General features: G+C 62.3%; 19 protein-coding genes. 7 read left to right on the top strand and 12 right to left on the bottom strand.

What is annotated here, in order from left to right; translation table 11 throughout:
- Nucleotides 1-32: 32 nt before the first annotated feature.
- Together sthA and ACK2SD_RS09360 are read right to left on the bottom strand one after the other, a co-directional pair.
- Complete coding sequence (gene sthA / locus ACK2SD_RS09365) at nt 33-1,427, bottom strand: Si-specific NAD(P)(+) transhydrogenase (protein WP_029613024.1); 1,395 nt, start codon at nt 1,425-1,427, stop codon at nt 33-35.
- Nucleotides 1,428-1,679: 252 nt separating this feature from the next.
- Nucleotides 1,680-3,143 (bottom strand): glyceraldehyde-3-phosphate dehydrogenase, encoded by a 1,464-nt coding sequence (locus tag ACK2SD_RS09360; protein WP_295482145.1) that lies wholly within the window; start codon nt 3,141-3,143, stop codon nt 1,680-1,682.
- Between the two features lie 166 nt (nt 3,144-3,309).
- On the opposite strand from ACK2SD_RS09360, the gene mfd reads away from it, so the two are divergent.
- Genes mfd through ACK2SD_RS09345 form a run of 3 tightly spaced genes read left to right on the top strand, consistent with a single transcriptional unit; the run spans nt 3,310 to nt 10,654 of the window.
- Nucleotides 3,310-6,759, top strand: coding sequence for a transcription-repair coupling factor (mfd, locus tag ACK2SD_RS09355; protein WP_412461950.1), 3,450 nt, complete (start codon nt 3,310-3,312; stop codon nt 6,757-6,759).
- 9 nt (nt 6,760-6,768) lie between these two features.
- Nucleotides 6,769-7,344: a CsiV family protein gene (locus ACK2SD_RS09350; protein ID WP_029613026.1), complete on the top strand. Its 576-nt coding sequence runs from the start codon at nt 6,769-6,771 to the stop codon at nt 7,342-7,344.
- A gap of 4 nt (nt 7,345-7,348) precedes the next feature.
- On the top strand, nt 7,349-10,654 hold the full coding sequence (locus tag ACK2SD_RS09345; RefSeq protein WP_412461949.1) for an SNF2-related protein: 3,306 nt from the start codon (nt 7,349-7,351) through the stop codon (nt 10,652-10,654).
- Between the two features lie 39 nt (nt 10,655-10,693).
- Here ACK2SD_RS09345 and nagZ read toward each other — a convergent pair whose 3' ends face one another.
- Complete coding sequence (gene nagZ / locus ACK2SD_RS09340; protein WP_412462292.1) at nt 10,694-11,692, bottom strand: beta-N-acetylhexosaminidase; 999 nt, start codon at nt 11,690-11,692, stop codon at nt 10,694-10,696.
- Nucleotides 11,693-11,877: 185 nt separating this feature from the next.
- Nucleotides 11,878-12,591, bottom strand: a complete 714-nt coding sequence (locus tag ACK2SD_RS09335) for a TetR/AcrR family transcriptional regulator (RefSeq protein ID WP_039578781.1) — start codon at nt 12,589-12,591, stop codon at nt 11,878-11,880.
- 241 nt (nt 12,592-12,832) lie between these two features.
- Here ACK2SD_RS09335 and lexA point away from each other — a divergent pair, with 241 nt between their 5' ends.
- Complete coding sequence (gene lexA, locus ACK2SD_RS09330; RefSeq protein ID WP_039578783.1) at nt 12,833-13,441, top strand: transcriptional repressor LexA; 609 nt, start codon at nt 12,833-12,835, stop codon at nt 13,439-13,441.
- A 13-nt stretch (nt 13,442-13,454) separates the two neighbouring features.
- A complete protein-coding gene (gene sulA / locus ACK2SD_RS09325) occupies nt 13,455-13,931 on the top strand; it encodes an SOS-induced cell division inhibitor SulA (RefSeq protein ID WP_412461948.1) in 477 nt (158 codons plus the stop codon).
- Between the two features lie 48 nt (nt 13,932-13,979).
- Here sulA and ACK2SD_RS09320 read toward each other — a convergent pair whose 3' ends face one another.
- The 7 genes from ACK2SD_RS09320 to ACK2SD_RS09290 form a co-directional block, all read right to left on the bottom strand.
- Nucleotides 13,980-14,213, bottom strand: a complete 234-nt coding sequence (locus ACK2SD_RS09320) for a hypothetical protein (protein WP_029613032.1) — start codon at nt 14,211-14,213, stop codon at nt 13,980-13,982.
- A 51-nt stretch (nt 14,214-14,264) separates the two neighbouring features.
- Nucleotides 14,265-14,786 (bottom strand): DUF6586 family protein, encoded by a 522-nt coding sequence (locus ACK2SD_RS09315; RefSeq protein WP_304482769.1) that lies wholly within the window; start codon nt 14,784-14,786, stop codon nt 14,265-14,267.
- A 121-nt stretch (nt 14,787-14,907) separates the two neighbouring features.
- Complete coding sequence (topA, locus tag ACK2SD_RS09310) at nt 14,908-17,517, bottom strand: type I DNA topoisomerase (protein ID WP_412461947.1); 2,610 nt, start codon at nt 17,515-17,517, stop codon at nt 14,908-14,910.
- A gap of 100 nt (nt 17,518-17,617) precedes the next feature.
- On the bottom strand, nt 17,618-17,869 hold the full coding sequence (locus tag ACK2SD_RS09305; RefSeq protein WP_412461946.1) for a DUF1653 domain-containing protein: 252 nt from the start codon (nt 17,867-17,869) through the stop codon (nt 17,618-17,620).
- Between the two features lie 77 nt (nt 17,870-17,946).
- Entirely contained in the window at nt 17,947-19,122 is a 1,176-nt protein-coding gene (gene fadA, locus ACK2SD_RS09300) for an acetyl-CoA C-acyltransferase FadA (protein ID WP_039578792.1), read from the bottom strand.
- A gap of 31 nt (nt 19,123-19,153) precedes the next feature.
- Nucleotides 19,154-21,301: a fatty acid oxidation complex subunit alpha FadB gene (gene fadB, locus ACK2SD_RS09295; protein ID WP_412461945.1), complete on the bottom strand. Its 2,148-nt coding sequence runs from the start codon at nt 21,299-21,301 to the stop codon at nt 19,154-19,156.
- Nucleotides 21,302-21,767: 466 nt separating this feature from the next.
- Nucleotides 21,768-22,205, bottom strand: coding sequence for a hypothetical protein (locus ACK2SD_RS09290; protein ID WP_039578796.1), 438 nt, complete (start codon nt 22,203-22,205; stop codon nt 21,768-21,770).
- 107 nt (nt 22,206-22,312) lie between these two features.
- Between ACK2SD_RS09290 and ACK2SD_RS09285 the strand changes: the two genes are divergently transcribed.
- The gene (locus ACK2SD_RS09285) at nt 22,313-22,753 is read left to right on the top strand and encodes a universal stress protein (RefSeq protein WP_029613037.1); all 441 of its coding nucleotides are present in this window, start codon (nt 22,313-22,315) and stop codon (nt 22,751-22,753) included.
- Between the two features lie 57 nt (nt 22,754-22,810).
- On the opposite strand, the gene ACK2SD_RS09280 is transcribed toward ACK2SD_RS09285, so the two are convergent.
- Nucleotides 22,811-24,742, bottom strand: a complete 1,932-nt coding sequence (locus ACK2SD_RS09280) for an ATP-binding cassette domain-containing protein (protein ID WP_412461944.1) — start codon at nt 24,740-24,742, stop codon at nt 22,811-22,813.
- 235 nt (nt 24,743-24,977) lie between these two features.
- Between ACK2SD_RS09280 and ACK2SD_RS09275 the strand changes: the two genes are divergently transcribed.
- Nucleotides 24,978-26,906 carry a transglycosylase SLT domain-containing protein gene (locus ACK2SD_RS09275; protein WP_039578800.1) on the top strand — a complete coding sequence of 643 codons (1,929 nt, stop codon included), beginning with the start codon at nt 24,978-24,980 and terminating at the stop codon, nt 26,904-26,906.
- Nucleotides 26,907-26,995: the final 89 nt, after the last annotated feature.

Raw genomic sequence — 26,995 nt, 5'->3', positions numbered from 1 at the left:
CCCGACCGGCTCAGGCCACCGGCCGGAGCCGCTCAAAAAAGCCGGTTCAGCCCGTCGTATGCCGCTACCCGATAGGCCTCGGCCATGGTCGGGTAGTTGAAGGTGGTGTTGACGAAGTACTTCAGATTGTTCAGCTCGCCCGGCTGGCTCATGATCGCCTGACCGATGTGCACAATTTCCGAAGCCTGGTAACCGAAGCAGTGCACGCCGAGAATTTCCAGGGTCTCGCGGTGGAACAGAATCTTCAGCATGCCCTGCGGCTCGCCCGCGATCTGCGCACGGGCCATGCTCTTGAAGAAGGCCTTGCCCACTTCGTATGGCACCTTGGCCTGAGTCAGTTCCTGTTCGTTCTTGCCGATCGAACTGATCTCAGGAATGGTGTAAATGCCGGTCGGCACGTCGTTGACGAAGCGCCAGCTGCCGTTGTCGACGATGCTGCCGGCTGCCGAACGGCCCTGGTCATGGGCGGCACTGGCCAGGCTCGGCCAGCCGATCACGTCGCCGGCACCGTAGATGTTCGTCACGCCGGTGCGGTAGTTTTCGTCCACCTCGATCTGCCCGCGGCTATTGACCTTGATGCCGATGTTTTCCAGGCCCAGCTTGTCGGTGTTGCCGGTGCGACCGTTGCACCAGAGCAAGGCATCGGCCTTGATCTTCTTGCCCGACTTCAGGTGCAGGATCACGCCGTTGTCCAGCCCTTCGACCCGCTCGTAGTCTTCGTTGTGACGCACGGTGATGTTGTTGTTGCTGAAGTGGTAGCTCAGCGCCTGGGAGATTTCCGAGTCCAGGAAGTTCAACAGCTGGCCACGGTTGTCCACCAGTTCGACCAGTACGCCCAGACCGCTGAAGATCGAGGCGTATTCGCAACCGATCACCCCAGCGCCGTAGATGATGAGCTTGCGCGGGGTGTGGCTGAGGCTGAGGATGGTGTCGCTGTCGTACACCCGTGGGTGATGGAAGTCGATGTCGGCCGGACGATACGGACGCGAACCGGTCGCGATGATGATGTGCTTAGCGTTGAGCTTTTCCACCACGCCATTGGGGCAGACCACTTCGACCGTCTGCTCGTCGGCGAAGCTGCCGGTGCCGACGAACACATCGACACGGTTGCGCGCGTAGTAGCCGGTGCGCGAAGCGACCTGCTTGGCGATCACCTTTTCGGCACTCTTGAGCACGTCCGGGAAAGAGAACCAGCGCGGTTCGCCGATGGCCCGGAACATCGGGTTGGTATTGAACTGCATGATCTGCCGCACCGAATGACGCAGTGCCTTGGACGGAATGGTACCCAGGTGGGTGCAGTTGCCGCCGACCTGGCGACGACTGTCGACCATCGCCACCTTGCGACCTGCCTTGGCGGCATTCATTGCCGCGCCTTCACCGGCTGGGCCGGAACCCAGCACCACCACGTCGTAGTTGTAGACAGCCATGCGTACTCCTTCAGAACTGGCCCGTCAGCCGGTTGGCCACGGGGCTCGCCATGACGCCGCAGCGCCATGAAAAAAATTCGGGTGCAGTCTAATCAAGCCTGAACGCTGCGCACATTAACCCTTGGTCGCGTCGTAGGCCAACACTGCCTGCACTACATGTACAGCACCTGCCACTCAGCCGAGCGCGCAACCGGCACCGCACGAAAAACGGGAACCCGCAGGTTCCCGTTCGTTCAAGACTTCACACGCGTATCAGCGTGGGAACGCTGGCGGGTTGACGCCAGCCATGTCTTCCATCACGCGGACCACCTGGCAGCTGTAGCCGAACTCGTTGTCGTACCAGACGTACAGGACAACGCGGTTGTCGTTGCAGATGGTGGCTTCGGCATCCACCACACCGGCATGGCGCGAGCCGACGAAGTCGGTGGAGACCACTTCCTGGGAGCTGACGTAGTCGATCTGCTTGTGCAGTTCCGAGTGCATGGCGGTCTGGCGCAGGTACTCGTTCAACGCTTCACGGCTGGTGGCTTTCTCGAGGTTCAGGTTGAGAATGGCCATGGACACGTTTGGCGTCGGTACGCGAATGGCGTTACCGGTCAGCTTGCCTTTGAGCACCGGCAGCGCCTTGGCGGCGGCGGTGGCGGCACCGGTTTCGGTGATGACCATGTTCAGCGGCGCAGCGCGACCACGACGGCTGCCCTTGTGGAAGTTGTCGATCAGGTTCTGGTCGTTGGTGAACGAGTGAACGGTTTCGACGTGACCGTTGACGATGCCGTACTCATCGTTGATCGCCTTGAGCACCGGCACGATGGCGTTGGTGGTGCAGGAAGCGGCCGAGATGATCTTGTCGTCGGCGGTGATCTCACCGTGGTTGATGCCGTGCACGATGTTCTTCAGCGCGCCCTTGCCCGGTGCGGTGAGGATCACGCGACCGGCGCCCGGGCAGGCCAGGTGTTGGCCCAGGCCGTCGGCGTCACGCCAAACGCCGGTGTTGTCGACGATCAGTGCGTTATCGATGCCGTACTGGGTGTAGTCGACTTCGCTCGGATTCTTGGCGTAGATCACCTGAATCAGGTTGCCGTTGGCGGTGATGGTGTTGTTGGCTTCATCGATGGTGATGGTGCCATCGAACGGGCCGTGCACCGAGTCGCGACGCAGCAGGCTGGCGCGTTTGACCAAGTCGTTCTCGGCCCCCTTGCGCACGACGATGGCGCGCAGGCGCAGGCCGTCGCCGCCACCGGTCTTCTCGATGAGGATGCGCGCCAGCAGGCGGCCAATGCGACCGAAGCCATAGAGCACGACGTCGGTGCCCTTGCGTGCCGAAACATTTTGCTGACCGACCACATCGGCCAGTTCGTCGCGCACGAACTGCTCGGCGCTGCGGCCGTTGCCCTGCTGTTTGAACTTGTTGGCCAGCTTGCCCAGGTCGACCGAAGCGGCGCCCAGTTTCAGCTCGCTCATAGCCTTGAGCAACGGGAATGTCTCGTGTACGGACAGTTCGGTCTCGTCGGTCTGACGGTGACGCGCAAAGCGGTGGGCCTTGAGGATCGAGATAACCGAACGGTTGATCAGGCTACGGCCATAGATCGAGCTCACCACATTGTTATTGCGGTAGAGCTGACCGATAAGCGGGATCATCGCTTCAGCCAGGGCTTCACGATCGATCCACTCACCAAGACACTGGTCGGGCTTCTGAGTCACGGGAACCTTCCACATGTAGGGACAGAAAAAAGGGGCTACATTATGCCGCCCCGTCGCGTAACCGGCAATGAGTGCCTGTCGGCGCCACACACAGGCGCCTTCGCGGCCTTTGGAACCTGACAGCAGACGGCGGCGTCAGTACAATCAATCCCTTTGCCGCACGCTTGGAGTCGGATCTTCCGTGTCAGTTCTGCGCCTACCGCCACTGTCGGCCACGGCCGGCAAACAAACCTGGGGCAACCTGCCCGGAGCCGCCCTCAGCCTGGCCATCGCCGAAGCCGCCAGCAGCGCTGGCCGCTTCACCCTGCTGCTGACCGCCGACAGCCAGGCCGCCGACCGCCTCGAACAGGAGCTGCGCTTCTTCGCACCGCAGCTGCCGGTGCTGCCGTTCCCCGATTGGGAAACGCTGCCCTACGATCTGTTCTCCCCGCACCAGGACATCATCTCCCAGCGCATTGCCAGCCTGTACCGCCTGCCGGAACTGGACCACGGCATTCTGGTGGTGCCGATCAGCACTGCCCTGCACCGCCTGGCCCCCACCCGCTTCCTGCTCGGGGGCAGCCTGGTCCTGGACGTGGGGCAGAAGATCGACGTCGAGCAGATGCGCACGCGCCTTGAAGCCAGCGGCTACCGCTGCGTCGACACGGTCTACGAGCACGGTGAATTCGCCGTGCGCGGCGCGCTGATCGACCTCTTCCCCATGGGCAGCAAGGCCCCCTACCGCATCGACCTGTTCGACGACGAAATCGAGACGCTGCGCACCTTCGATCCGGAAACCCAACGTTCGATCGACAAGGTCGACTCAGTTCGGCTGCTACCGGCCCGCGAATTTCCCATGCAGAAAGACGAAGTGACGCGCTTCAAGGCGCGCTTTCGTGAACGCTTCGACGTGGACTTCCGCCGCAGCGCGATCTTCCAGGACCTGACCAGCGGCATCATCCCCGCGGGCATCGAGTACTACCTGCCGTTGTTCTTCGAAGAAACCGCCACCCTGTTCGATTATCTGCCGAGCGACACCCAGGTATTTTCCCTACCCGGCGTGGAACAGGCCGCCGAGGTATTCTGGAACGACGTGCGCGCCCGCTACGAGGAGCGCCGTGGCGATCTGAGCCGCCCGCTGCTGCCACCGGCCGAGCTGTTCATGCCGGTCGAGGACTGCTTCGCCCGACTCAAGCAGTGGCCGCGGGTGGTGGTCAGCCGCGACGAACTGGAGGCCGGCGCTGGCCGCGCACGTTTCCCCGCACGCACCCTGCCCAACCTGGCCATCGAGGCCAAGGCCAGCCAGCCACTGGCCGAGCTGGCGAATTTCCTCGACCAATTCCCGGGTCGCGTGCTGTTCACGGCTGAATCGGCCGGGCGTCGCGAGGTGCTGCTGGAACTGCTCGAACGCCTGAAGCTGCGTCCGCACACCGTCGAAGGCTGGACCGATTTCATCACCGGCAGTGAGCGCCTGGCGATCACCATCGCCCCGCTGGACGAAGGCTTGCTGCTGGACGATCCTGCCATCGCCCTGATCGCCGAGAGCCCGTTGTTCGGCCAGCGGGTGATGCAGCGCCGGCGCCGCGACAAGCGCGGCGAAGCGGCCAACGACGCGGTCATCAAGAACCTCACCGAACTGCGCGAAGGCGCGCCGGTGGTGCACATCGACCACGGTGTAGGCCGCTACCTGGGTCTGGCCACCTTGGAGATCGACGGCCAGGCTGCCGAATTCCTCACCCTGGAGTACGCCGAGGGCGCCAAGCTCTACGTCCCGGTGGCCAACCTGCACCTGATCGCACGCTACACCGGCAGCGACGACGCCTTGGCGCCGCTGCACCGGCTTGGCTCCGAAGCCTGGCAGAAAGCCAAGCGCAAAGCCGCAGAGCAAGTGCGCGACGTGGCCGCCGAGCTGCTCGACATTTATGCCCGCCGCGCCGCGCGCAAAGGCTATGCCTTCGCCGACCCGTGCGCCGACTATGCCACGTTCAGCGCCGGCTTCCCGTTCGAGGAAACGCCGGACCAGCAAGCGGCGATCGAAGCGGTGCGCCAGGACATGCTCGCTGCCAAGCCCATGGACCGTCTGGTGTGTGGCGATGTCGGCTTCGGCAAGACCGAAGTGGCCATGCGCGCCGCTTTCATTGCGGTGCACAGCGGCCGCCAGGTGGCAGTGCTGGTGCCCACGACCCTGCTCGCCCAGCAGCACTACAACAGCTTCCGCGACCGCTTCGCCGACTGGCCGGTAAAGGTCGAAGTGATGAGCCGTTTCAAGTCGGCCAAGGAAGTCGCCAGCGCTGCAGCCGACCTCGCCGAAGGCAAGATCGACATTCTCATCGGCACCCACAAGCTGCTGCAGGACGATGTGCGCTTCAAGGACCTGGGCCTGGCGATCATCGACGAAGAGCACCGCTTCGGCGTGCGCCAGAAAGAGCAGCTCAAGGCGCTGCGCAGCGAGGTGGACATCCTCACCCTGACCGCCACGCCGATCCCGCGCACCCTGAACATGGCCGTGGCCGGCATGCGCGACCTGTCCATCATCGCCACGCCGCCGGCGCGACGCCTGTCGGTGCGCACGTTCGTCATGGAGCAGAACAAAAGCACGGTCAAGGAGGCGTTGCTGCGCGAACTGCTGCGTGGCGGCCAGGTTTACTACCTGCACAACGACGTCAAGACCATCGAGAAATGCGCGGCCGACCTCGCCGAGCTGGTGCCCGAGGCGCGTATCGGCATCGGCCATGGGCAAATGCGCGAGCGCGAACTCGAACAGGTGATGAGCGATTTCTACCACAAGCGTTTCAACGTGTTGATCGCCTCGACCATCATTGAAACCGGCATCGACGTGCCCAGTGCCAACACCATCGTCATCGAACGCGCCGACAAGTTCGGCCTGGCGCAGTTGCACCAATTGCGCGGCCGCGTCGGGCGCAGCCACCACCAGGCCTACGCCTACTTGCTGACCCCGCCGCGTCAGCAGATCAGCACCGACGCCGAAAAGCGCCTGGAGGCGATCGCCAACACCCAGGACCTGGGCGCAGGCTTCGTCCTGGCCACCAACGACCTGGAGATCCGCGGCGCCGGCGAGCTGCTGGGCGAAGGTCAGAGCGGCCAGATCCAGGCCGTGGGCTTCACGCTTTACATGGAGATGCTCGAACGGGCGGTCAAGGCGATTCGCAAGGGCACCCAGCCCAACCTTGAACAACCCCTGGGCGGAGGCCCGGAGATCAACCTGCGCCTGCCCGCGCTGATCCCCGAAGACTATCTGCCCGACGTGCACGCGCGGCTGATCCTGTACAAACGCATCGCCTCGGCCACCGACGAAGAAGGCTTGAAGGATCTGCAAGTGGAAATGATCGACCGCTTCGGCCTGCTACCCGAGCCGACCAAGCACCTGATGCGCCTGACACTGCTCAAGCTGCAGGCTGAAAAGCTCGGCATCAAGAAGGTCGACGCCGGTCCCAACGGCGGCAAGCTGGAGTTCGAGGCCGAAACGCCGGTCGATCCGCTGACCCTGATCAAGCTGATCCAGAGCCAGCCCAAGCGCTACAAGTTCGAGGGCGCGACGCAGTTCCGCTTCCTGGTGCCGATGGAGCGTCCGGAAGAACGTTTCAATACTTTGGAGGCGCTGTTCGAGCGCCTGGCCCCACAATCGAATTAAGGAAGCTCCATGCGCGCCATTGGTTACCTGACCCTGCTGCTGACGCTGACCGCGCCGGCGGCGGCCTTCGCCGAAGGCCCGTATCAGGTGGAAATGCTGCTGTTGCGGCAAAATACGGTTGCAGCCGTCACCAGCCCCTTCGCGCCCGAGAATTGGAGCGCGGGCGCTGCGCGCCTGACCCCGGATGCCGAACGCCCGCTGGCACTGGCCGATGAAGCCACGCGCCTGGAGGCGACTGCCGACTACACCGTGCTGGTGCACAAGGCCTGGCAACAGCAGGTCGGCAGCGAGCCGAGCCGTATCGCGCTTGGCACAGGCGAAGAGCAGTTCGGCCACTTTCCCATCGAAGGCAATCTCAGCATTGCCGAAGGTCGTTTCACCCGGATCGACGCCAATTTCTGGGTCAACGAACTGGACGGTAACGGCAGCGTGCTGCGCAGCGAGCAGTTCAAGCAGAGCAACAGCAACGTGAAGAATGGCCAACTCACCTTCCTCGACGGCGGTCACCTGGCATTGCTGATCAAGGTCGCACCGGTGGGCATGCGCAAACCACCGATGCCCGACCCGGAAATGATGGAGCAGTGAGGCCGTGAAAGAACTGGAGCATCTGTTCGCACAGAACCTGAGCTGGCACCGCAACTTCAGCGAAAACACGCTGCAACGCGGCAAGCGCTATGCCGAGCAGGGGCGTGCCGAGATCCTCTCCCATGAACAGTTGCGCATCGAAGGCGTGTGTATTGGCAGTGGTACCAGCCGCTACAAACAACGCGTCGATTTCTCCGTCGCGCCTAACCGCCAGGTGCTGATCGACGGTCGCTGCAGCTGTCCTGTGGCGCTGAATTGCAAGCACTGCGCAGCGCTACTCTTCACACTCGCCCAACGTTACGCCGAGGACGTCGCCAAGAACGACACCCTCCCGCTGCACCTCGAGCATTGGTTACAGGTCCTGGGGCAGCCGCCGGCGGCTGCACGCCAGAGCGAAGATCGACGCGGCAGAATGGTGTGCTACGAAATCCTCGACCGTGACGATCAAGGCTGTGCAGTGCGCGTGCGAAAAGGCACGCGGGAGGGCGAGGTCATTCGCTACAGCCGGCTCCACTCATTGAGTGAACTGCTTTATGACACCCCAACGTACGTCAAGGATGAGGACTTGCGCATATTGCGCCAGCTGGGCGCGCAGAACATGCCGTACGGCCAAGAGCGCGGTTTTCCGCTCAAAGGCAGAGAAGGCGGCGAGCTGCTGCAACAGATCGCCCAGACCGGACGACTGCTGTACACCGAAGGCGGTCCACTGCTGAACCTGGGCGAGGAACGTGAGGCCGAGTTCCGCTGGGTTCGCCTGGACAATGGCGAATATCGAGGGCGGTGGCACAGCGCGGACGCCCCCTTGCATGTACTGCCACTGATCCCCCTGTTCTACGTGGACACCGCCACCGCCCAAGTCGGCACCCTTCGACACACGCTGGACCCGCACACCGCTCAACAACTCTCCATCGCTCCCGACGTACCGGAGCACCTGATCGTGCCCCTGAGCCATAAACTCAAGGCCCTGAACCACCAACTGCCGACACCGAGCACCGTCAAGCAGGAGCGGGTGGACGACATACAGCCCACTGCGCATCTGACCCTCGGCAGCGTCGAATTCAGTGCCTACACGCCCAAGACTGGCCGTATGCAGCGTCAGATGCAGCATCGCGCCGCCCTTTCGTTCGACTACGATGGCATCCGTGCGACGGGCAACGACGATAAACCCCTCAGCCGCCTGGTCGGCAGCGTCAGTCAGCGCATCGCCCGGCAGCCCAAGCAGGAAAAGCACCTGCGCGAAACCCTGCGCAAGCTGGGTTTCAAGGCCGCCACCCGACAAAGCAAAGCGCTGCCCGACAGCGCGGGCGACATGCTTCAGTTACCCGACGACGAAGCCTGGCTGCACTTCGCCCGTGAGGACCTGCCAGCGCTGCGCGAAGCCGGCTGGACAGTGGACATGCACCGCGACTTCGCCTTCAACCTCAACGAGGTGCAGGACTGGTACGCCACGGTCGAGGAAGCGCCCGCCCACGAGTGGTTCGAGCTGGAGTTGGGCATCGTCGTCGACGGTCAGCGCCACAGCCTGCTGCCCATCATCCTGCAATTGCTGCGCAGTAACCCGGAACTGTTGCGCCCCAGCGAGCTGGCGCGGCGCAGCGACGAGGAACACCTGCTACTGGATCTCAACCGTGGTGGCCTGGACGGCCCGGCTATGCGCGTCGCCCTGCCCTACGGCCGAATCAAAGCGGTGATGGGCACGCTGGGTGAGCTCTACTTGCACGAAGGCCCTGTGGGTTCCGCCCTGCGCCTGGAGCGCGCCGATGTCGCGCGCCTGAACGATATCGAGCACCTGCCCCTGCATTGGGAAGGTGGCGAGCACTTGCGCGACCTTGGCCGGCGCCTGCGCGATGCACGCGACCTCGACGTGTTGCCGCCCAAGGGCTTGAAAGCTGCGCTGCGACCTTATCAACAGCAAGGCCTGAACTGGCTCCAGGCGCTGCGCGAAATGGGCACCGGCGGCATCCTGGGCGATGACATGGGCTTGGGCAAGACCCTGCAGACCCTTGCCCACCTGCTGCTGGAGAAAGAGTCCGGGCGTCTGGACCAGCCTGCACTGGCGGTCATGCCCACCAGCCTGATCCCCAACTGGCTCGACGAAGCCCAGCGTTTCGCCCCGGACCTGCGGGTTCTCGCCCTGCATGGCCCCAGCCGATCACGCGCGTTCGCCACGCTTGGCGACTACGACCTGGTGCTGACCACCTACGCCCTGTTGCCACGTGACCTTCAGCATCTGCAAGCACAAAACTGGCACTTGCTGGTGCTGGACGAAGCGCAGAACATCAAGAGCAGTACCAGCAAGGCCGCCCAGGCTGCTCGCGAATTGCACGCCGACCAACGCCTGTGCCTGACCGGTACGCCAGTGGAAAACAATCTGGGCGAGTTATGGTCGATCTTCCATTTCCTGATGCCCGGCTGGCTGGGCGACCAGAAGCGCTTCAACCAAGACTACCGCACGCCCATCGAGCGCCAGGGTGACACCGAGCGCCTGAACCACCTCGCCACTCGGGTGCGGCCCTTCCTGCTGCGCCGCACCAAGGAACAGGTGGCGCGCGAGTTGCCGCCCAAGACCGAGATGGTGCACTGGGTCGACCTCAGCGATGCCCAGCGCGACACCTACGAGACCGTGCGGGTGGCACTGGACAAGAAGGTTCGCGACGAAATCGCCCTCAACGGCGCTTCTCGCAGCCAGATCGTAATCCTCGACGCCCTGCTCAAGCTGCGCCAGGTCTGCTGTGACTTGCGCCTGGTCAAAGGCGTGAACGTCCAGGGCAACCAGGCGGACAAAGGCAAGCTGGGCAGCCTGCTGCAGATGCTCGAAGAACTGATCAGCGAAGGCCGCCGGATACTGCTGTTCTCGCAGTTCACCTCGATGCTCGCACTGGTTCAGGCCGAACTGGACAAGCGTGCCATCCGCTACAGCCTGCTGACAGGGGAAACGCGCGATCGGCGGGCACCGGTCCAGCAATTCCAGAACGGGGACAGCGACGTCTTCCTGATCAGCCTCAAGGCAGGCGGCACCGGCCTCAACCTGACTGCAGCCGATACGGTGATCCACTACGATCCGTGGTGGAACCCGGCCAGCGAGAACCAGGCTACGGACCGGGCCTATCGGATCGGTCAGGACAAGCCGGTGTTCGTCTACAAGCTGATCACCCGCGGCACGGTGGAAGAGAAGATCCAGCAACTGCAACAGCAAAAAGCGACGCTGGCGGCCGGGCTGCTCGATGGCGGTCAAGCCGGACAGTGGCGCCTGGGTGACGAAGAAATCGAGGCGCTGTTCGCGCCGCTGCCGGGCAAGCGCGGACGTTGAGCGGACCCAGGCCGTATTGCGGGTAAAACCGCAATCGGCTTACTCGATCAATTGCGCCTCCTTCAAAGCGGCCAGCGCCTCCAGCCACCGCGGTTGCTGTTTGTAGTCGGTGGACGCGAAACCCTTCCCGCGCATGCCAACGATGCGCGGCGATGGTCTCACCTTCAAGCGCTGCGCCGCTGTCAGCGCCAGCTCCGCCGCAGCCCTATCGTTGCACACCAGCCCCATGTCACAACCGGCGCTCAATGCTGCCTCGATGCGATTGGCCGCATCGCCGACCACATGCGCGCCGGCCATGGACAAGTCATCGCTGAAGATCACGCCCTCAAAGCCCAGCTCACCGCGCAGGATGTCCTGCAGCCAGCGCCGCGAGAATCCGGCGGGCTGGTTGTCGATCTGTGGGTAGATCACATGGGCGGGCATGACCGCTGCCAGCTGACCGCTCAGACGCGTGAAGGGCACCAGATCGGCCTGACGCAACTGCTCAAGGCTGCGCTCATCGGTCGGAATGGCCACGTGCGAGTCGGCCTCTGCCCAACCGTGACCCGGAAAATGCTTGCCACAGGCGGCCATGCCTGCGGCATTCATGCCACGGATGAAAGCACCGGCCAGTCGCGTGGCACGCTGCGGATCGCCTTCAAAGGCCCGGCTGCCCACCACTGCACTGCGTTGATGATCCAAATCCAGCACCGGCGCGAAGCTCAGGTCCAAGCCGACGGCCAACACCTCGGTCGCCATCAGCCAGCCGCATTGCTCGGCCAAATACTCGGCATTGGCGTTATCGGCCAGCGCGCGCATCGCCGGCAGGCGCACGAACCCCTGACGCAGACGCTGGACCCGCCCCCCTTCCTGATCGACCGCCAGGATCAGGTCAGGTCGGATGGCGCGAATCGACGCGCAGAGCTCGCGCACCTGCCGAGGGCTGTCGATGTTGCGGGCGAAAATGATCAGGCCCGCCACTTCAGGTTGACGCAGAAGCTGGCGGTCCTCGGCGGTCAGCCAGTGACCGGCGATATCCACCATCAGGGAGCCTTGCAGGCTGGCAGTCATACGGAGTCCTTCATTGAAGATTCAGACCGAAGTGATACAGGACGGCAGCGCAGGCGCTCGCCATCCCCGGCTCTGGAACGGCTGATAAACGAATGGGTGGGGGGGGGGGCGGGCAAGCAGTGGGTAACGGCATGGGCGCTAGCTTAGCGGATGCGCCCTGCCCCGCCCAGTCTTCACGCCTTGGCCGGTGTGCCAGTGGCCGGGCTTTTGCTGCGCGGACGCAGTTGCGCGGCCGCCATGGCCTGATCGGTCACGCCGGTGTCGGCGCGCATACCGGCTGCCAGAAAGGGGACCATCAGACGCATGACTTGCTCGATCGACGTGTTGATGCCGAAGTCGGTTTCAGCGATAGCCCGCAACGCCTTGATACCGGACATGCTGAACGCGGCAGCACCCAGCATGAAGTGCACGCGCCAGAACAGCTCCAGAGGCGGGATGCGCGGGGCGGCCTCGTTGACCAGCAGCATGTAGCGTCGAAACACTTTCCCATACATATCTTCCAGATAGCGCCGCAGGTGCCCCTGACTCTGACTGAAGGCCAGGCCCAACAGACGCATGAAGATCGACAGGTCATTGTTGCTGCGCGGCTGCACGACCAAAGCTTGCTCCACGAGCATCTCGAGCAGTTCTTCCAGGCTTGGCTTGGCTTCTGGCTGCGCCTGGCGCCGCTCGAGCTCACGCTCCAGGCTGGCGCAAAACGGCCCGAGGAAACGCGAGAACACCGCTTGGATCAGCGCTTTCTTGGAACCGAAGTGATAGTTTACCGCCGCCAGGTTGACACCTGCTTTGCTGGTGATCAGACGCAGCGAGGTCTCCGCGAAACCTCGCTCGGCGAACAGCTGCTCGGCAGCATCGAGAATGCGTTCAACGGTTTCCGATTGGGCCATGACTTATCCGCCTGACAAACAGTTGTTTGAAACATACGTTTCAGGCGTGACGCTGTCAAGATTCAGTGACCCATCGGTCGAGTAATTTCCACTACCCGAGAAAGAGCTGCAAGCCACGGAACACGAGGGGTTGCCATGACATCACAGGCGCGCCTGGATTTTTCTTGGCGCTTGCAGCTTGCAGCTTGCCATCTACTGTATATAATCCCAGTCACTGTATAAAAAGACAGAGCCACTCGCCATGCTGAAACTCACGCCACGCCAAGCCGAGATCCTGGCTTTCATCAAACGTTGCCTCGAAGACAACGGATTCCCCCCCACCCGCGCGGAAATCGCTCAGGAACTGGGTTTCAAGTCCCCCAATGCCGCCGAGGAACACCTCAAGGCGCTGGCGCGCAAAGGTGCAATCGAAATGACCCCGGGGGCTTCCCGCGGCATTCGCATCCCAGGCGTTGAAAGCAAGCCGCAAGACAGTGCCTTGCCGATCATCGGCCGCGTCGCCGCCGGCGCACCGATCCTCGCTGAGCAGCACATCGAAGAATCTTGCAACATCAACCCGGCCTTTTTCCATCCCCGCGCCGACTACCTGCTGCGCGTCCACGGCATGAGCATGAAGGACATCGGCATCATCGACGGTGACCTGCTCGCGGTGCATACCTGCCGCGAAGCACGCAACGGCCAGATTGTCGTTGCCCGCATCGGAGACGAAGTCACCGTGAAGCGCTTCAAGCGCGAAGGCAGCAAGGTCTGGCTCATCGCCGAAAACCCTGAATTCGCCCCGATCGAAGTGAACCTGAACGATCAGGAACTGGTGATCGAGGGCTTGAGCGTCGGCGTCATACGCCGCTGATCCTGGAGGCGTCATGCAGCAGTCCGCCCACTCAACGCAGCCCGCACAATTGCCCTTGTTCGAAGCCTTCCTCGCACAGCCCGTGCTGCCTGGCCTGAAGAGCCGCGAACTGCCGAACATGGCGAACCGGCCCGAGCTGTTCAGCGAACTGTCACTGCGCGGCGCCCCAGGGCATTGTCACAGCCTGCTGGCCCCTATCCTTCGCGAACTGAGCGATGTGGATGATGCGCGTTGGCTCACCCTGATCGCGCCGCCCTCCAGCTTGACTCAGGCCTGGCTACGCCATGCTGGGCTAAACCGGGAGCGGATCCTGCTGCTGCAACCTGGCAACAGCCAAAGCGCACTGCAATTAGCCTGTGAGGCCTTGCGCCTGGGTCACAGCCATACGGTGGTCAGTTGGCTTGGCAACATCAATGCCGGCAACCGCCAGCAGCTCATTCACGCAGCCACCTGTGGAAACGCACAAAGCCTGAACATCCGCCTCGGCTAATGTTCAGGCTTTGACTGTGTGAGATTTTGATGACGGCTGAGTCAAGGTTCAGTGGAGAACGCGCGGCCCTTCATCGCGTTCGAACTCACCCTCAATCAATTTACCAGCCATCTGCACGCCCACGCTGAGCATCGCCTTGGCCACTTCAACGTGCTGCCCCTGCAAGAACACCTTGGCATCCTCGGAAAAATCCAGAGTGACCAACGAACCTTCGTCCTCGGCACGACGCAGCTCGATGCGACCATCAGGCAATTCGACAATTTCTAGAAAGGACGTTGACATAAGGGGCCTGCTGTTCACGAAAGGCGAGTAGTGTACCAGCCACGCAGTCTGTCAGCACTCACTCAACGCGTCGCGGAAACGTCTTGCAAGCCCTTTCAACGCCTGACGCCATCGTTCCAACTCAACGCGCGAAACCGCGACTTCCTCGCAATCGTCGAGATTGACCGCCTGAATCAAAGGCTGAGTCACATCGGTCTTGGCGATTTTCCTCTCGACCGGTGGTTGGAACAAATCGGCATAAGCGCTAAGTAATTGGGCTAACCAAGTCTGCGGCTGGCGTGCCAGTTCCAGCATCTCGGCCATTTCCGGAATGGCCACAGCGCTCAGCGTTTCATCGGTCAGCAACAGTTCGGCACGCGGTGCTGCGGCCTGAGGCAGGCGGTAGAATCCGGCGATTTCGTGGCACAGCCCTAAAAGCGCGCCATACAAATGAAAGAGCGCAGACTCACGCTCGGCCTGGATCAGCCCTTGCGCGTTCATAGCGCCGCTCTGCTCAGCCTTAGCCATGGATTCCAAGGCAAGCCCAGCGAAGAACAGCTTCTGATTGGTGCGAGTGTAGAGTTCCTGGGCCATGTTCAATGACCTCCCTGACTGCAAGGCAATGGGCTTGCATCATAAATGATCGGGGCCGCGAGCGCGCTCATCACGTCATCCGTGACAGGCACACAAGCGGCCCCTCCATGTCATCGAAGCATCAGCGCTTGTCTTCGACCTTCCACGCCTTGCCGTCATAGAACGCTTTCCAACCGGTCGGCTTGCCGTCGACTTCGGATTGAACGTACTGCTCCTTGGTCTTGCGGCTGTAGCGGATCACTGCCGGGCGGCCGTCCGGGTCTTTCTGCGGCGCTTCGCACAAGAAATGGTACTTGGGGTCGATCTCATGCTTGTGCGGCACGATTTCCAGGACCAAGGGCGCGCGGGTTTCGCGGTTCTTCGGGAACTGGCTGGCAGCCAGGAACAACCCGGAGGCGCCGTCGCGCAACACATAGGTATCGTCGACCTTCTCGCAGCGCAACTCAGGCATGTCCACCTTGTCCATCTTCGGTGGCGCGGCCTCGCCATTCTTGAGCAGCTTACGGGTGTTCTTGCAGGCCGGATTGGTGCAGCCGAAGAACTTGCCGAAGCGGCCGGTCTTGAGCTGCATCTCGCTGCCGCACTTGTCGCATTCCAGGCTTGGGCCTTCGTAGCCCTTGATCCGGTAGCTGCCCTCTTCGATTTCGTAGCCCGGGCAGTCTGGGTTGTTGCCGCAAATGTGCAGTTTGTGCTTCTCGTCCAGCAAGTAAGCATCCATCGCCGTCGAACAGATCGGGCAGCGATGCTTGCCGCGCAGCACCAAGGATTCGGATTCACCCTCGTCGTCTGCGGCAATCTCATCACCTGGAACCAGGTTGACGGTCGCCTTGCAGCGCTCTTTCGGCGGCAGGCTGTAGCCCGAGCAGCCCAGGAACACGCCAGTGGAAGCGGTGCGAATCATCATCGGTCGCCCGCATTCCTTGCACGGAATGTTGGTGAGGGTCGGCTGATTGGCCCGCATGCCATTCTCGCTGGATTCGGCCGTCAGCAGTTTCGTGCTGAAGTCGCCATAGAACTCATCAAGCACGTTCTTCCAGTCACGCTCGCCGTGGGCGACGTCATCGAGGTTCTCCTCCATGCCGGCGGTGAAGCCATAGTCCATCAGATTGGAGAAGCTCTCGGACAGGCGCTCGGTGACGATGTCGCCCATCTTCTCGGAGTAGAAGCGGCGGTTATGCAACGTGACGTAGCCGCGATCCTGAATGGTGGAAATGATGGCTGCATAGGTCGAAGGGCGACCGATACCGCGTTTCTCCATTTCCTTGACCAGGCTCGCTTCGGTGAAGCGCGCAGGCGGCTTGGTGAAATGCTGGCTGGGATCGAGCTGAAGCAACGCCAGCGACTCGCCCTGGGCCATGTCCGGCAACACATCGTCTTCGCCCGGCTTGGTCTGCTGGGGCTGCACACGGGTGTAACCATCGAGCTTGAGGATGCGACCCTTGGCGCGCAGCTCGAACTCACCGGCAGCCACGGTAACGCTGGTGGACAGGTACTGCGCAGGCGGCATCTGGCAAGCGAGGAACTGGCGCCAGATCAGCTCGTACAGGCGCTCGGCATCGCGCTCCATGCCACTGAGCTTGGTGGGATGGGTCGTGACGTCGGAAGGCCGGATGGCTTCGTGCGCCTCCTGGGCACCTTCCTTGCTGCCGTACACGATCGGCGCCGCTGGCAGGTACTGCTTGCCGAACTCGCTCTCGATGTAGCTGCGCGCCATCTCCACCGCATCGGTGGAGAGGTTGGTGGAGTCGGTTCGCATGTAAGTGATGTAGCCCGCTTCGTAAAGACGCTGGGCCATCATCATGGTCTTCTTCACCCCGAAACCGAGGCGGTTGCTGGCAGCCTGCTGCAGCGTGGAGGTGATGAACGGCGCCGAGGGCTTGCTGCTGGTCGGACGGTCTTCACGCTTGATCACGCTGTAGCTGGAAGCCTTGAGCTTCTCCAGCGCGGCCATGGCCTGGGCTTGATTCAGCGGCTTGAAGGCCTCGCCGCGTTCACGGGCGACCTCGAAGCGCACCTTGGCGTTCTTCGCGGTACCGAGATGGGCGTGGATTTCCCAGTACTCCTCGGGATTGAAGGCACGAATCTCGCGTTCACGCTCGACCACCAGCTTCACGGCCACCGACTGCACACGACCGGCAGACAAGCCGCGGGCGATTTTCGACCACAGCAGCGGCGACACCATGTAGCCGACCACGCGATCGAGGAAGCGACGCGCCTGCTGGGCATTGACACGGTCGATGTCGAGGTCGCCCGGTTGCGAGAACGCTTCCTGGATGGCCTTCTTGGTGATCTCGTTGAACACCACGCGCTTGTAGCGGCTGTCATCACCACCGATGGCTTCGCGCAGGTGCCAGGCAATGGCTTCCCCTTCGCGGTCCAAGTCGGTTGCGAGATAGATGGTGTCGGCATCCTTGGCCAGACGGCGCAGTTCGTCGATCACCTTTTCCTTGCCGGGAAGGATCTCGTACTGAGCTTTCCAGCCCGCCTCCGGATCGACACCCATGCGCGCCACCAGTTGCCGGCGAGCCTTCTCCTTCGGCGTCAGGGTCGACGCCTGAGCAGCGGTCTTGCCGCGCTTGGCAGCCGGCTCCTTGGCCGTACTGGCCGAACCGCTGGTGGGAAGGTCTCGGATATGGCCGATACTCGACTTCACCACGTACTGGTTGCCCAGGTACTTGTTGATGGTCTTGGCCTTGGCCGGGGATTCCACAATGACCAGCGATTTGCCCATGGATCGGAGTATTCCTGAATCTGAAGATGAAAAACGCGTCAGGTGCCGCACGCGGCACCGCTATATATAGTGGCGTAGGAGTGAGGTCAAGCGCGGTCGATCACTCGACGGCCTTCGCGCCCCGTGCCGAGAGCCCGTCTTCAGCCCTGAGCAGAGCAAAGCGCGGCACCTGCTCGCCGTCAACCTCGACCGACTCCTGAAACATCGAGAGAGGCCGCACCCAAAAGCTGTAATCACCATACAGGCATTGGTAGAAGACCATCCACTCTTCGCTCTCGGAATGCCGCGCGGCACTGAAGACACGGTACTCAGGCCCTTTGTAATGCCGGTACACACCTGGCTGTATCTGCATGTCACGTCCTCTCACACACAAACCCTGTAAAAAACAAAACCGGGGCACAGGGCCCCGGCTGCTGTCCTGCGACGCGATCAGACGCGTTCGAAGACAGTGGTGATGCCCTGGCCCAGGCCGACGCACATGGTGGCCACGCCCAGCGTGCCGCCATTCTGCTTCATGACGTTGAGCAGGGTGCCGGAAATCCGCGCACCGGAGCAACCGAACGGATGGCCCAAGGCAATGGCGCCGCCGTGCAGGTTAACCTTCTCATCCATCTTGTCGAGCACTTTCAGATCCTTGAGCACTGGCAGTGCCTGTGCGGCGAAGGCTTCATTGAGCTCGAAGAAGTCGATGTCGCCGATGCTCAGGCCCGCGCGCTTGAGGGCTTTCTGGGTCGATGGCACCGGACCGTAACCCATGATCGCAGGGTCGACACCGGCCACGGCCATCGAGCGGATGACCGCCAACGGCTGGATGCCAAGGTCCATGGCGCGCTGGCCGGACATGACGATCATGCACGAAGCACCATCGGTGATCTGCGACGACGTGCCAGCGGTGACCGTACCGCCTTTGGGGTTGAACGCAGGCTTGAGCGCCGCCAGACCTTCGAGGGTGGTTTCCGGACGAATGGTCTCGTCGTAATCGAAGACTTTGAGGAAACCGTTCTCGTCGTACCCCTGCATCGGGATGATTTCGTCCTTGAACTTGCCCTCGACCGTAGCCTTGTGAGCCAACTGATGCGAGCGCAGCGCAAACAGGTCTTGCTGCTCGCGAGTAATGCCGTGCATCTTGCCGAGCATTTCGGCAGTCAGGCCCATCATGCCGGAGGCTTTGGCCGCATGCAGTGACAGATGCGGGTTAGGATCGACCCCGTGCATCATGCTGACGTGCCCCATGTGCTCGACACCGCCGACCACGAATACATCACCGTTCCCGGTCATGATCGCCTGGGCGGCAGTGTGCAACGCGCTCATCGACGAACCGCACAGTCGGCTGACGGTCTGCGCAGCGCTGGTATGCGGAATCGGGGTCATCAGCGAGGCCATGCGCGCGATGTTCCAGCCTTGCTCCAGGGTCTGGTTGACGCATCCCCAGATCACATCCTCGACTTCCTTCGGATCGACCTTGTCGTTGCGCTCCAGCAGCTTGCTGATCAAGTGCGCCGACATGTCTTCGGCGCGAGTGTTGCGGTGCATGCCACCCTTGGAACGACCCATGGGCGTGCGACCGAAGTCGACAATCACCACGTCTCTTGGATTGAGGCTCATATCAATATTCTCGCTCTAGCTCAGTGGCCGTTCAGTTGAAGAAACGCTGACCGTTCTTGGCCATTTCACGCAGCTTCGCAGTCGGGTGGTACAGCGGACCCAGATCGGCATACTGGTCGGCCAAGGCAACGAACTCGGCCACACCGATCGAGTCGATGTAGCGCAGCGCGCCGCCACGGAAGGGAGGGAAGCCAATGCCGTAGACCAGGCCCATGTCCGCTTCGGCGGCCGTCTCGACGATGCCGTCTTCCAGGCAGCGCACGGTCTCCAGGCACAGCGGCACCATCATCCAGTTGATGATGTCTTCGTCGCTGACTTCACGCTGCTCGTAGATCACGGGCTTGAGCACTTCCAGGACCGACGCATCGGCGACTTTCTTCGGTTTGCCGCGCTTGTCGGTTTCGTAGGCGTAGAAGCCCTTGCCGTTCTTCTGGCCCAGACGATTGGCCTCGTACAGGGCATCGACGGCGGAGCGACGCTCGTCTTTCATGCGGTCGGGGAAGCCCTCGGCCATCACATCGCGGCCGTGGTGGCCGGTGTCGATGCCGACCACATCCATCAAGTAGGCCGGGCCCATGGGCCAGCCGAACTTCTCCATGACCTTGTCGATGCGCACGAAGTCCACGCCTGCGCTGACCAGCTTGGCGAAGCCGCCGAAGTAAGGGAACAACACGCGGTTGACCAAGAAGCCCGGGCAGTCGTTGACCACGATCGGGTTCTTGCCCATCTTCTTGGCGTAGGCCACGGTGGTGGCGACCGCCACGTCACTGGACTTTTCGCCGCGGATGACTTCGACCAGCGGCATCATGTGCACCGGGTTGAAGAAGTGCATGCCGACGAAGTTTTCCGGGCGTTTGAGCGCCTTGGCCAGCAGGTTGATGGAAATGGTCGAGGTATTGGAGGCCAGAATGGCATCTTCTTTGACCTGCCCTTCCACCTCGGCCAGTACCGCCTGCTTGACCTTCGGGTTTTCGACCACGGCCTCGACGACGATGTCGACGTTGGCGAAGTCGCCGTAGGACAGGGTCGGGCGGATGGCGTTGAGCGCCTCGGCCATCTTCGCCGAGGTCAGACGACCTTTTTCAACACGGTTGCCGAGTAGCTTGGAGGCTTCGTTCAAGCCCAACTGGATCGCTTCCTCGCGGATATCCTTCATCAGGATCGGCGTGCCTTTGACCGCCGACTGATAGGCGATGCCGCCACCCATGATGCCGGCGCCGAGCACGGCCGCCTGCTTCACATCGTGGGCGATCTCGTCGTGGGCCTTGGCCTTGCGCTTGAGTTCCTGATCGTTGAGGAACAGCCCGATCAGACTCTCGGCCACCGAGGTCTTGGCCAACTTGGCAAAACCGGCGGCTTCAACCTCCAGGGCCTTGTCACGGCCGAAGTTGGCAGCTTTCTGAATGCTCTTGATGGCCTCGACCGGCGCTGGATAGTTCGGCCCAGCCTGGCCAGCGACGAAGCCTTTGGCCGTCTCGAAGGCCATCATCTGCTCGATGGCGTTGAGCTTGAGCTTCTCAAGCTTTGGCTGGCGCTTGGCCTTGTGGTCCAGCTCGCCACTGATGGCGCGCTTGATCAGGTCCAGGGCACCGGCCTGCAACAGTTCAGGCGCGACCACGGCATCGACGGCGCCCACTTTCAGGGCGTCTTCGGCGCGGTTTTCCTTACCCGAGGCGATCCACTCGATGGCGTTGTCCGAGCCGATCAGTCGTGGCAGACGCACGGTGCCGCCAAAGCCTGGGTAGATGCCCAGCTTGACTTCCGGCAGGCCGATCTTTGCGCTGCTGGCCATCACGCGGTAGTCGGCGGCCAGGCACATCTCCAGACCGCCGCCCAGGGCGATGCCGTTGATCGCGGCCACGGTCGGGACCTGCAGGTCTTCGAAGTCGCTGAAGATGCGGTTGGCTTCCAGATTACCGGCGACCAGTTCGGCCTCGGGCAGCTTGAAGTTATCGACGAATTCGGTGATGTCGGCACCGACGATGAACACGTCCTTGCCGCTGCTGACGATGACGCCCTTGATGGACGCATCGGCTTTGATCGTATCGACTGCCTGGCGCAGCTCGTTCAGGGTCAGGCGATTGAATTTGTTGACGGACTCACCCTTGAGGTCGAAGCGCAGTTCGACGATGCCGCTTTCAAGAGCCTTAACCGTGATGGCTTTACCTTCGTAAATCATCAACTGATCTCCACGATATGGAAGCTGAACTGTACACGCCGAACGCTGGCAGCCGGGTCGTTTGCAAGACCTTCTGCCAGGCACACCCGTCAGCGCGCTGGTCGGGATTCTGGACGAGCGATGTGAACATACAAACGCTCAATTCATACGCCCGTTTGATTTGGGTCCGCACACATTCTCCGAAAAGGCCGAAGTTGTCAAATACCCACAAGTCCCCGAAAAAAGCGACTTTCCAGTCATTTTGTTACAGATTTGAAAAAACAGGATGAGCCTGATTGCTCACCATTCATCACAGCAATTCAGGCGTGATGCGGTGAAAATGGCGTAGGAAAAGAAGTCAGCTCAGACGAAAGCATGAACGCGCCGATGAAGTTGCAGGCGCTTTCGCTGTTGACGGGGCGCAAGCCTGGCCTTTTTGCCCTGAGGATCAGCGGGATCGACGTGGCTGCCAGGGCTGGGAAAAGGTTCAGGCGAGTGTTTCCAGGGTATGCGCGATGTCCTGAAGAACAGCCGTGTCGCCACGCTCACTCCAGCACAGCGCGATCATGCGGCTATCAGCCTCCACCTTATAGACGGTGGCAGGCAAGCGCGCGAAGCATTGTGCCAAGCGCGGTTCCTCGCAGGGCTCACGCCAGGTGTTCAGCCACACGCCGGGGCTCACCTGCCAGTAGCACCAAGTATCCTCATGCCCTCTGCGCCGCGCACGGTGGTATTGGGGGCATGGACTGGGCGGCTCGTTTTCCAGCCAATGCGGCCATTTCTGCGGGCTGAGCTGCATGGCCAGACCCATGCGCCGGCCCTCCAGCCGCAGGTTCATTTGCTCGCTCTGCTTGCGCGAGGGACGCAGCCAGGCCAGCGGGCTGAGAATCAGCGCAAGGATTGACACCACCAGCCATACCGTCATATCTGTATCCCCCATAATGCGTTGCACAGGCGCGGCTTGGTCATTTCATCTCGCCGGGCCAGAAAGCGACCATACTTTTACTATCGCGATTTTCAGGAGTCCCGCTCATGTCCTACGAACATCTTCTGGTCGCCGTCGACCTGACCGAGGAATGCGACCCGGTGATCAAGCGCGCCATGAAGCTCGCCGAACCGACCGGCGCCAAGGTGTCGCTGGTGCATATCGTAGAGCCCATGGCCATGGCATTCGGTGGCGACGTGCCGATGGACCTTTCGCAACTGCAACAGCAGCAGTTCGACCAGGCCAAGGAGCGCATGGACCGGTTGTACGCCAAGTATCCCGGCATCAATCGCGGCGATTCGCACCTGAAATATGGCCAGCCTCGCCAGGAGATCCACCAGTTGGCCACCGATGAAGCCTGCGACCTGATCGTGGTCGGCAGCCATGGCCGTCATGGCCTGGCGCTGCTGCTGGGCTCCACGGCCAATGACGTCCTGCACGGCGCACCGTGCGATGTGCTGGCCGTGCGACTGCTGAAAAAGGACTGATGCCCGTGCTGGCACTGCCCTCGTGACTCAGGTCGCGAATGCAGTGCCAGGGTCCGCTCAGCCCTCCAGTTCAGCCCAGCGCTCGACCAGCGCATCAAGCTCAGCCTGCAACTGTTCGAGCTTGGCCAGCACCTGCGAGGTTTCAGCAATCGGCCGCTGATAGAAGTCCGAAGCCCCCACCTGCGCCTGCAGCACAGCCATCTTCTGCTCCAGTGCATCGATCTGCCCAGGCAGCATCTCCAGTTCGCGCTGCAGCTTGTAGCTGAGTTTTTTCTTGCCGCTGTCGGCGGTTTGGGCGACAGCAGGTTCGGGCACGTCAGTCACCTCGACCTTCTCCACCACAGCGCTATTGAGCGCGGACTTGCCGCCCTTGCTCTCGGCCACCCCCAGCAACTTGGGCGAGCCGCCCTGACGAATCCAGTCCTCGTAGCCCCCGACATACTCCCGCACTTTGCCCTGCCCTTCGAACACCAGGGTGCTGGTCACCACATTGTCGAGGAAGGCCCGGTCGTGGCTGACCATGAGCACGGTGCCCTTGAAGTTGGCCAACACCTCTTCGAGCAACTCCAGGGTTTCCACGTCCAGGTCGTTGGTCGGCTCGTCCAGCACCAGCAAGTTCGCCGGTTTGCTGAACAGCTTGGCCAGCAGCAGCCGTGCGCGTTCGCCGCCAGACAAGGCCTTGACCGGCGTGCGCGCACGCTGCGGGCTGAACAGGAAGTCGCCGAGGTAGCTCAGCACATGCCGGTTCTGACCATCGATTTCGATGAAGTCGCGGCCCTCGGCCAGGTTATCGATCACCGTCTTCTCGAGATCGAGTTGGTGACGCATCTGATCGAAGTAGGCGACCTCCAGCTTGGTGCCGCGCTCGACCTTGCCACGGGTGGGCTCCAGGTCGCCGAGCATGAGCTTGAGCAAGGTGGTCTTGCCAGTGCCGTTGGCGCCGAGCAGGCCAATGCGGTCCTGACGCTGCAGCACCATCGAGAAATCCTTGACCAGCTTGGGGCCTTCGGGATGGGCGAAGCTGACGTTGTCCAGCAGCATCACCTGCTTGCCAGACTTGTCCGCGACCTCGATCTGGATGTTCGCCCGACCCTGGCGCTCACGACGCTCACCGCGCTCCACGCGCAGCGCCTTGAGGGCGCGCACCCGCCCTTCGTTGCGGGTACGCCGGGCCTTGATACCCTGGCGGATCCAGACCTCCTCCTGGGCCAGACGCTTGTCGAACAGCGCGTTGGCGGTCTCTTCTGCGGCCAGCGCCGCTTCTTTGTGCACCAGGAAACTGGCGTAGTCGCCGTTCCAGTCGATCAGTCCGCCACGGTCCAGTTCGAGGATGCGGGTGGCCAGGTTCTGCAGGAAGGAACGGTCGTGGGTGATGAACAGCACGGCGCCGTTGAAGCCATTCAGGGCCTCTTCCAGCCAGGCGATGGCGCCGATGTCCAGGTGGTTGGTCGGCTCGTCGAGCAGCAGCAGATCGGGCTCGGACACCAAGGCCTGAGCCAGCAGGACACGTCGACGCCAGCCGCCGGATAACTCGGCGAGGGTCTTGTCCGCCGGCAGTTGCAGGCGACTCAGGGTGCTTTCCACGACCTGTTGCAGACGCCAGCCATCGCGGGCCTCGATCTCGTGCTGGACGTGCATCAGCTTGTCCAGGTCGTCGTCGCCCTGGATGTTCTGGCTCAGGTGATGGTATTCGGCGAGCAAGGCGCCAACGCCATCCAGACCCTCGGCCACCACGTCAAACACGCTGCGGTCGTCGGCCACCGGCAGTTCCTGCGGCAGCTCGCCAATTTTCAGCCCGGGGGCACGCCAGATGTCACCTTCGTCGGGTTTTTGCTCACCCTTGACCAGGCGCAGCATGCTGGACTTGCCAGTGCCATTGCGACCGATGATGCACACCCGCTCGCCACGGGCGATCTGCCAGGACACTTTGTCCAGCAGCGGCATGGCACCGAACGCGAGGGACACATCGCTGAATTTGAGCAGGGTCATGATCATCTCCAAAAACCGGGCGCGCATTCTACCTGACTTTTGCCCTGCCTTGGCCGGTGCATGCAGCGGTGTGCTGGCGCAGCGCAGGCTTTGCGACGCGTGGTCGAGGTTCACGATTCGATACAAGCACAGTGCTTTCATCCACGACCGGCAACCGGCTAAGCTAGGAACCAAACGACCTCACCAGTGTTGGCTTCGCCGTCACTTTCTCATGGTTCAACTGCCCGGACGTCTCATGCGCAGCCGCCTGTTCCACTTCGTTTCCTGCCTGGTGCTCAGCGCCGCCACCGCGAGCGCTGCCCACGCCACCGACATCACCCAGCAGCGCCAGTACTACGACGAGGCCAAACGCGCACTCGCCAAAGGCGACAAGGGGCCTTACCTGCGCTACGCCCAAGCCCTGAGCGACTACCCGCTGACCCCTTACCTGGCCTACGACGAACTCACCGCACGGCTGAAGACCGCCAGCAACGAGGAAATCGAGGGTTTTCTCGCAAAGCACGGCGACCTTCCCCAGGCCAACTGGATGAAATTGCGCTGGCTGCGCTGGCTGGCCGAACGCGGCGACTGGAAAACCTTCGCCCGTTATTACGACGCCAAACTCAATTTCACCGAACTGGACTGCCTCAATGGCCAGTATCAACTGGCCAGCGGCCAGCGCGCCGAAGGTTTCGCCACGGCCGAGAAGCTGTGGAATGTCGGCAAGTCGCAACCAGCGACCTGCGATACCTTGTTCGGTCTGTGGGCCGCCGAGGGCCAGCTCACCGAGGCGCGGCGCTGGCAACGGGCCAAATTGGCGGCCGAAGCACGCAACTACAGTCTGGCCAATAACCTGGTACAGACCCTGCCCACGCTCGGCACACAGGGAAAGTTGCTGATCGACGTGGCGCAGAAACCGGAACTGCTCAAGCAGCCTTCCCGCTTCCAGCCGGCCAGTGACGCCATGTCCGATGTCGTCAGCCTGGGCCTGCGTCGCCTGGCACGCCAGGATCCGGACCAGGCCATGGCGCTGCTCGACGACTACGCCCAGCGCATGCACTTCTCACGCGATGAAAAAGTCGCCATCGCCCGCGAAATCGGTCTCACCCTCGCCCGCCGCTACGACCCCCGCGCACTCGACCTGATGACACGCTACGACCCGGAGCTGCGCGACAACACCGTCAGCGAATGGCGCATGCGCCTGCTGCTGCGCCTGGGCCGCTGGGAGGACGCCTACGAACTGAGCCGACGCCTGCCCCAGGACCTGGCCGGCAGCAGCCGCTGGCGCTACTGGCAGGCGCGCAGCCTGGAACTGGCACAACCGAACAACCCGCAGATCCCGCTGCTGTACAAGAACGTGTCGCGTGAGCGCGACTTCTATGGCTTCCTGGCTGCCGATCGGGCGCAGACGCCTTACCAGCTCAACAACAAACCGCTGGTGCTGAGCCAGGCCCTGCTGAACAAAGTGCGCAACACGCCCGGCGTGCGCCGCGCCCTGGAATTCCATGCGCGCGGGCAGATCGTCGAGGGGCGGCGCGAGTGGTACCACGTCAGCCGTCACTTCAACCGCGACGAGATGGTCGCCCAGGCGCGCCTGGCTTACGATCTGCGCTGGTACTTCCCGGCCATCCGCACCATCAGCCAGGCCCAGTACTGGGACGATCTGGACATTCGCTTCCCCATGGCCCACCGCGACACCCTGGTGCGCGAAGCCAAGGTCCGCGGCCTGCATTCGAGCTGGGTGTTCGCCATTACCCGCCAGGAAAGCGCGTTCATGGACGACGCCCGCTCGCCCGTGGGCGCCAGCGGCCTGATGCAATTGATGCCAGGCACTGCCAAGGAGACCGCGCGCAAGTTCAGCATTCCGCTGGCCTCGCCAGCGCAGGTACTGGACCCGGACAAGAACATCCAGCTGGGCGCCGCCTACCTCAGCCAGGTACATGGGCAGTTCAACGGCAACCGGGTGCTGGCATCGGCTGCCTACAACGCCGGCCCGGGCCGCGTGCGGCAGTGGCTCAAAGGCGCCAAGCACTTGAGTTTCGATGTCTGGGTCGAGTCGATTCCATTCGATGAAACCCGTCAGTACGTGCAGAACGTCCTGTCGTACTCGGTCATCTACGGCCAGAAACTCAACGTACCGCAACCGTTGGTGGACTGGCACGAGCGCTACTTCGACGACATGTAAGCCTCGCAGCCCTTTCGGAGCTTTCCCACGGCTTTGAAAGGGCCTCATGTCGGACTGGGTTAACCCACGGTTAATCAGCTCGCTCCAGC

Source organism: Pseudomonas sp. SC11, from assembly GCF_047039205.1.
Classification (GTDB): domain Bacteria; phylum Pseudomonadota; class Gammaproteobacteria; order Pseudomonadales; family Pseudomonadaceae; genus Aquipseudomonas; species Aquipseudomonas boreofloridensis.
The sequence above is the reverse complement of the archived record's forward strand: the minus strand, read 5'-3'. Positions and strand labels throughout refer to the sequence as shown.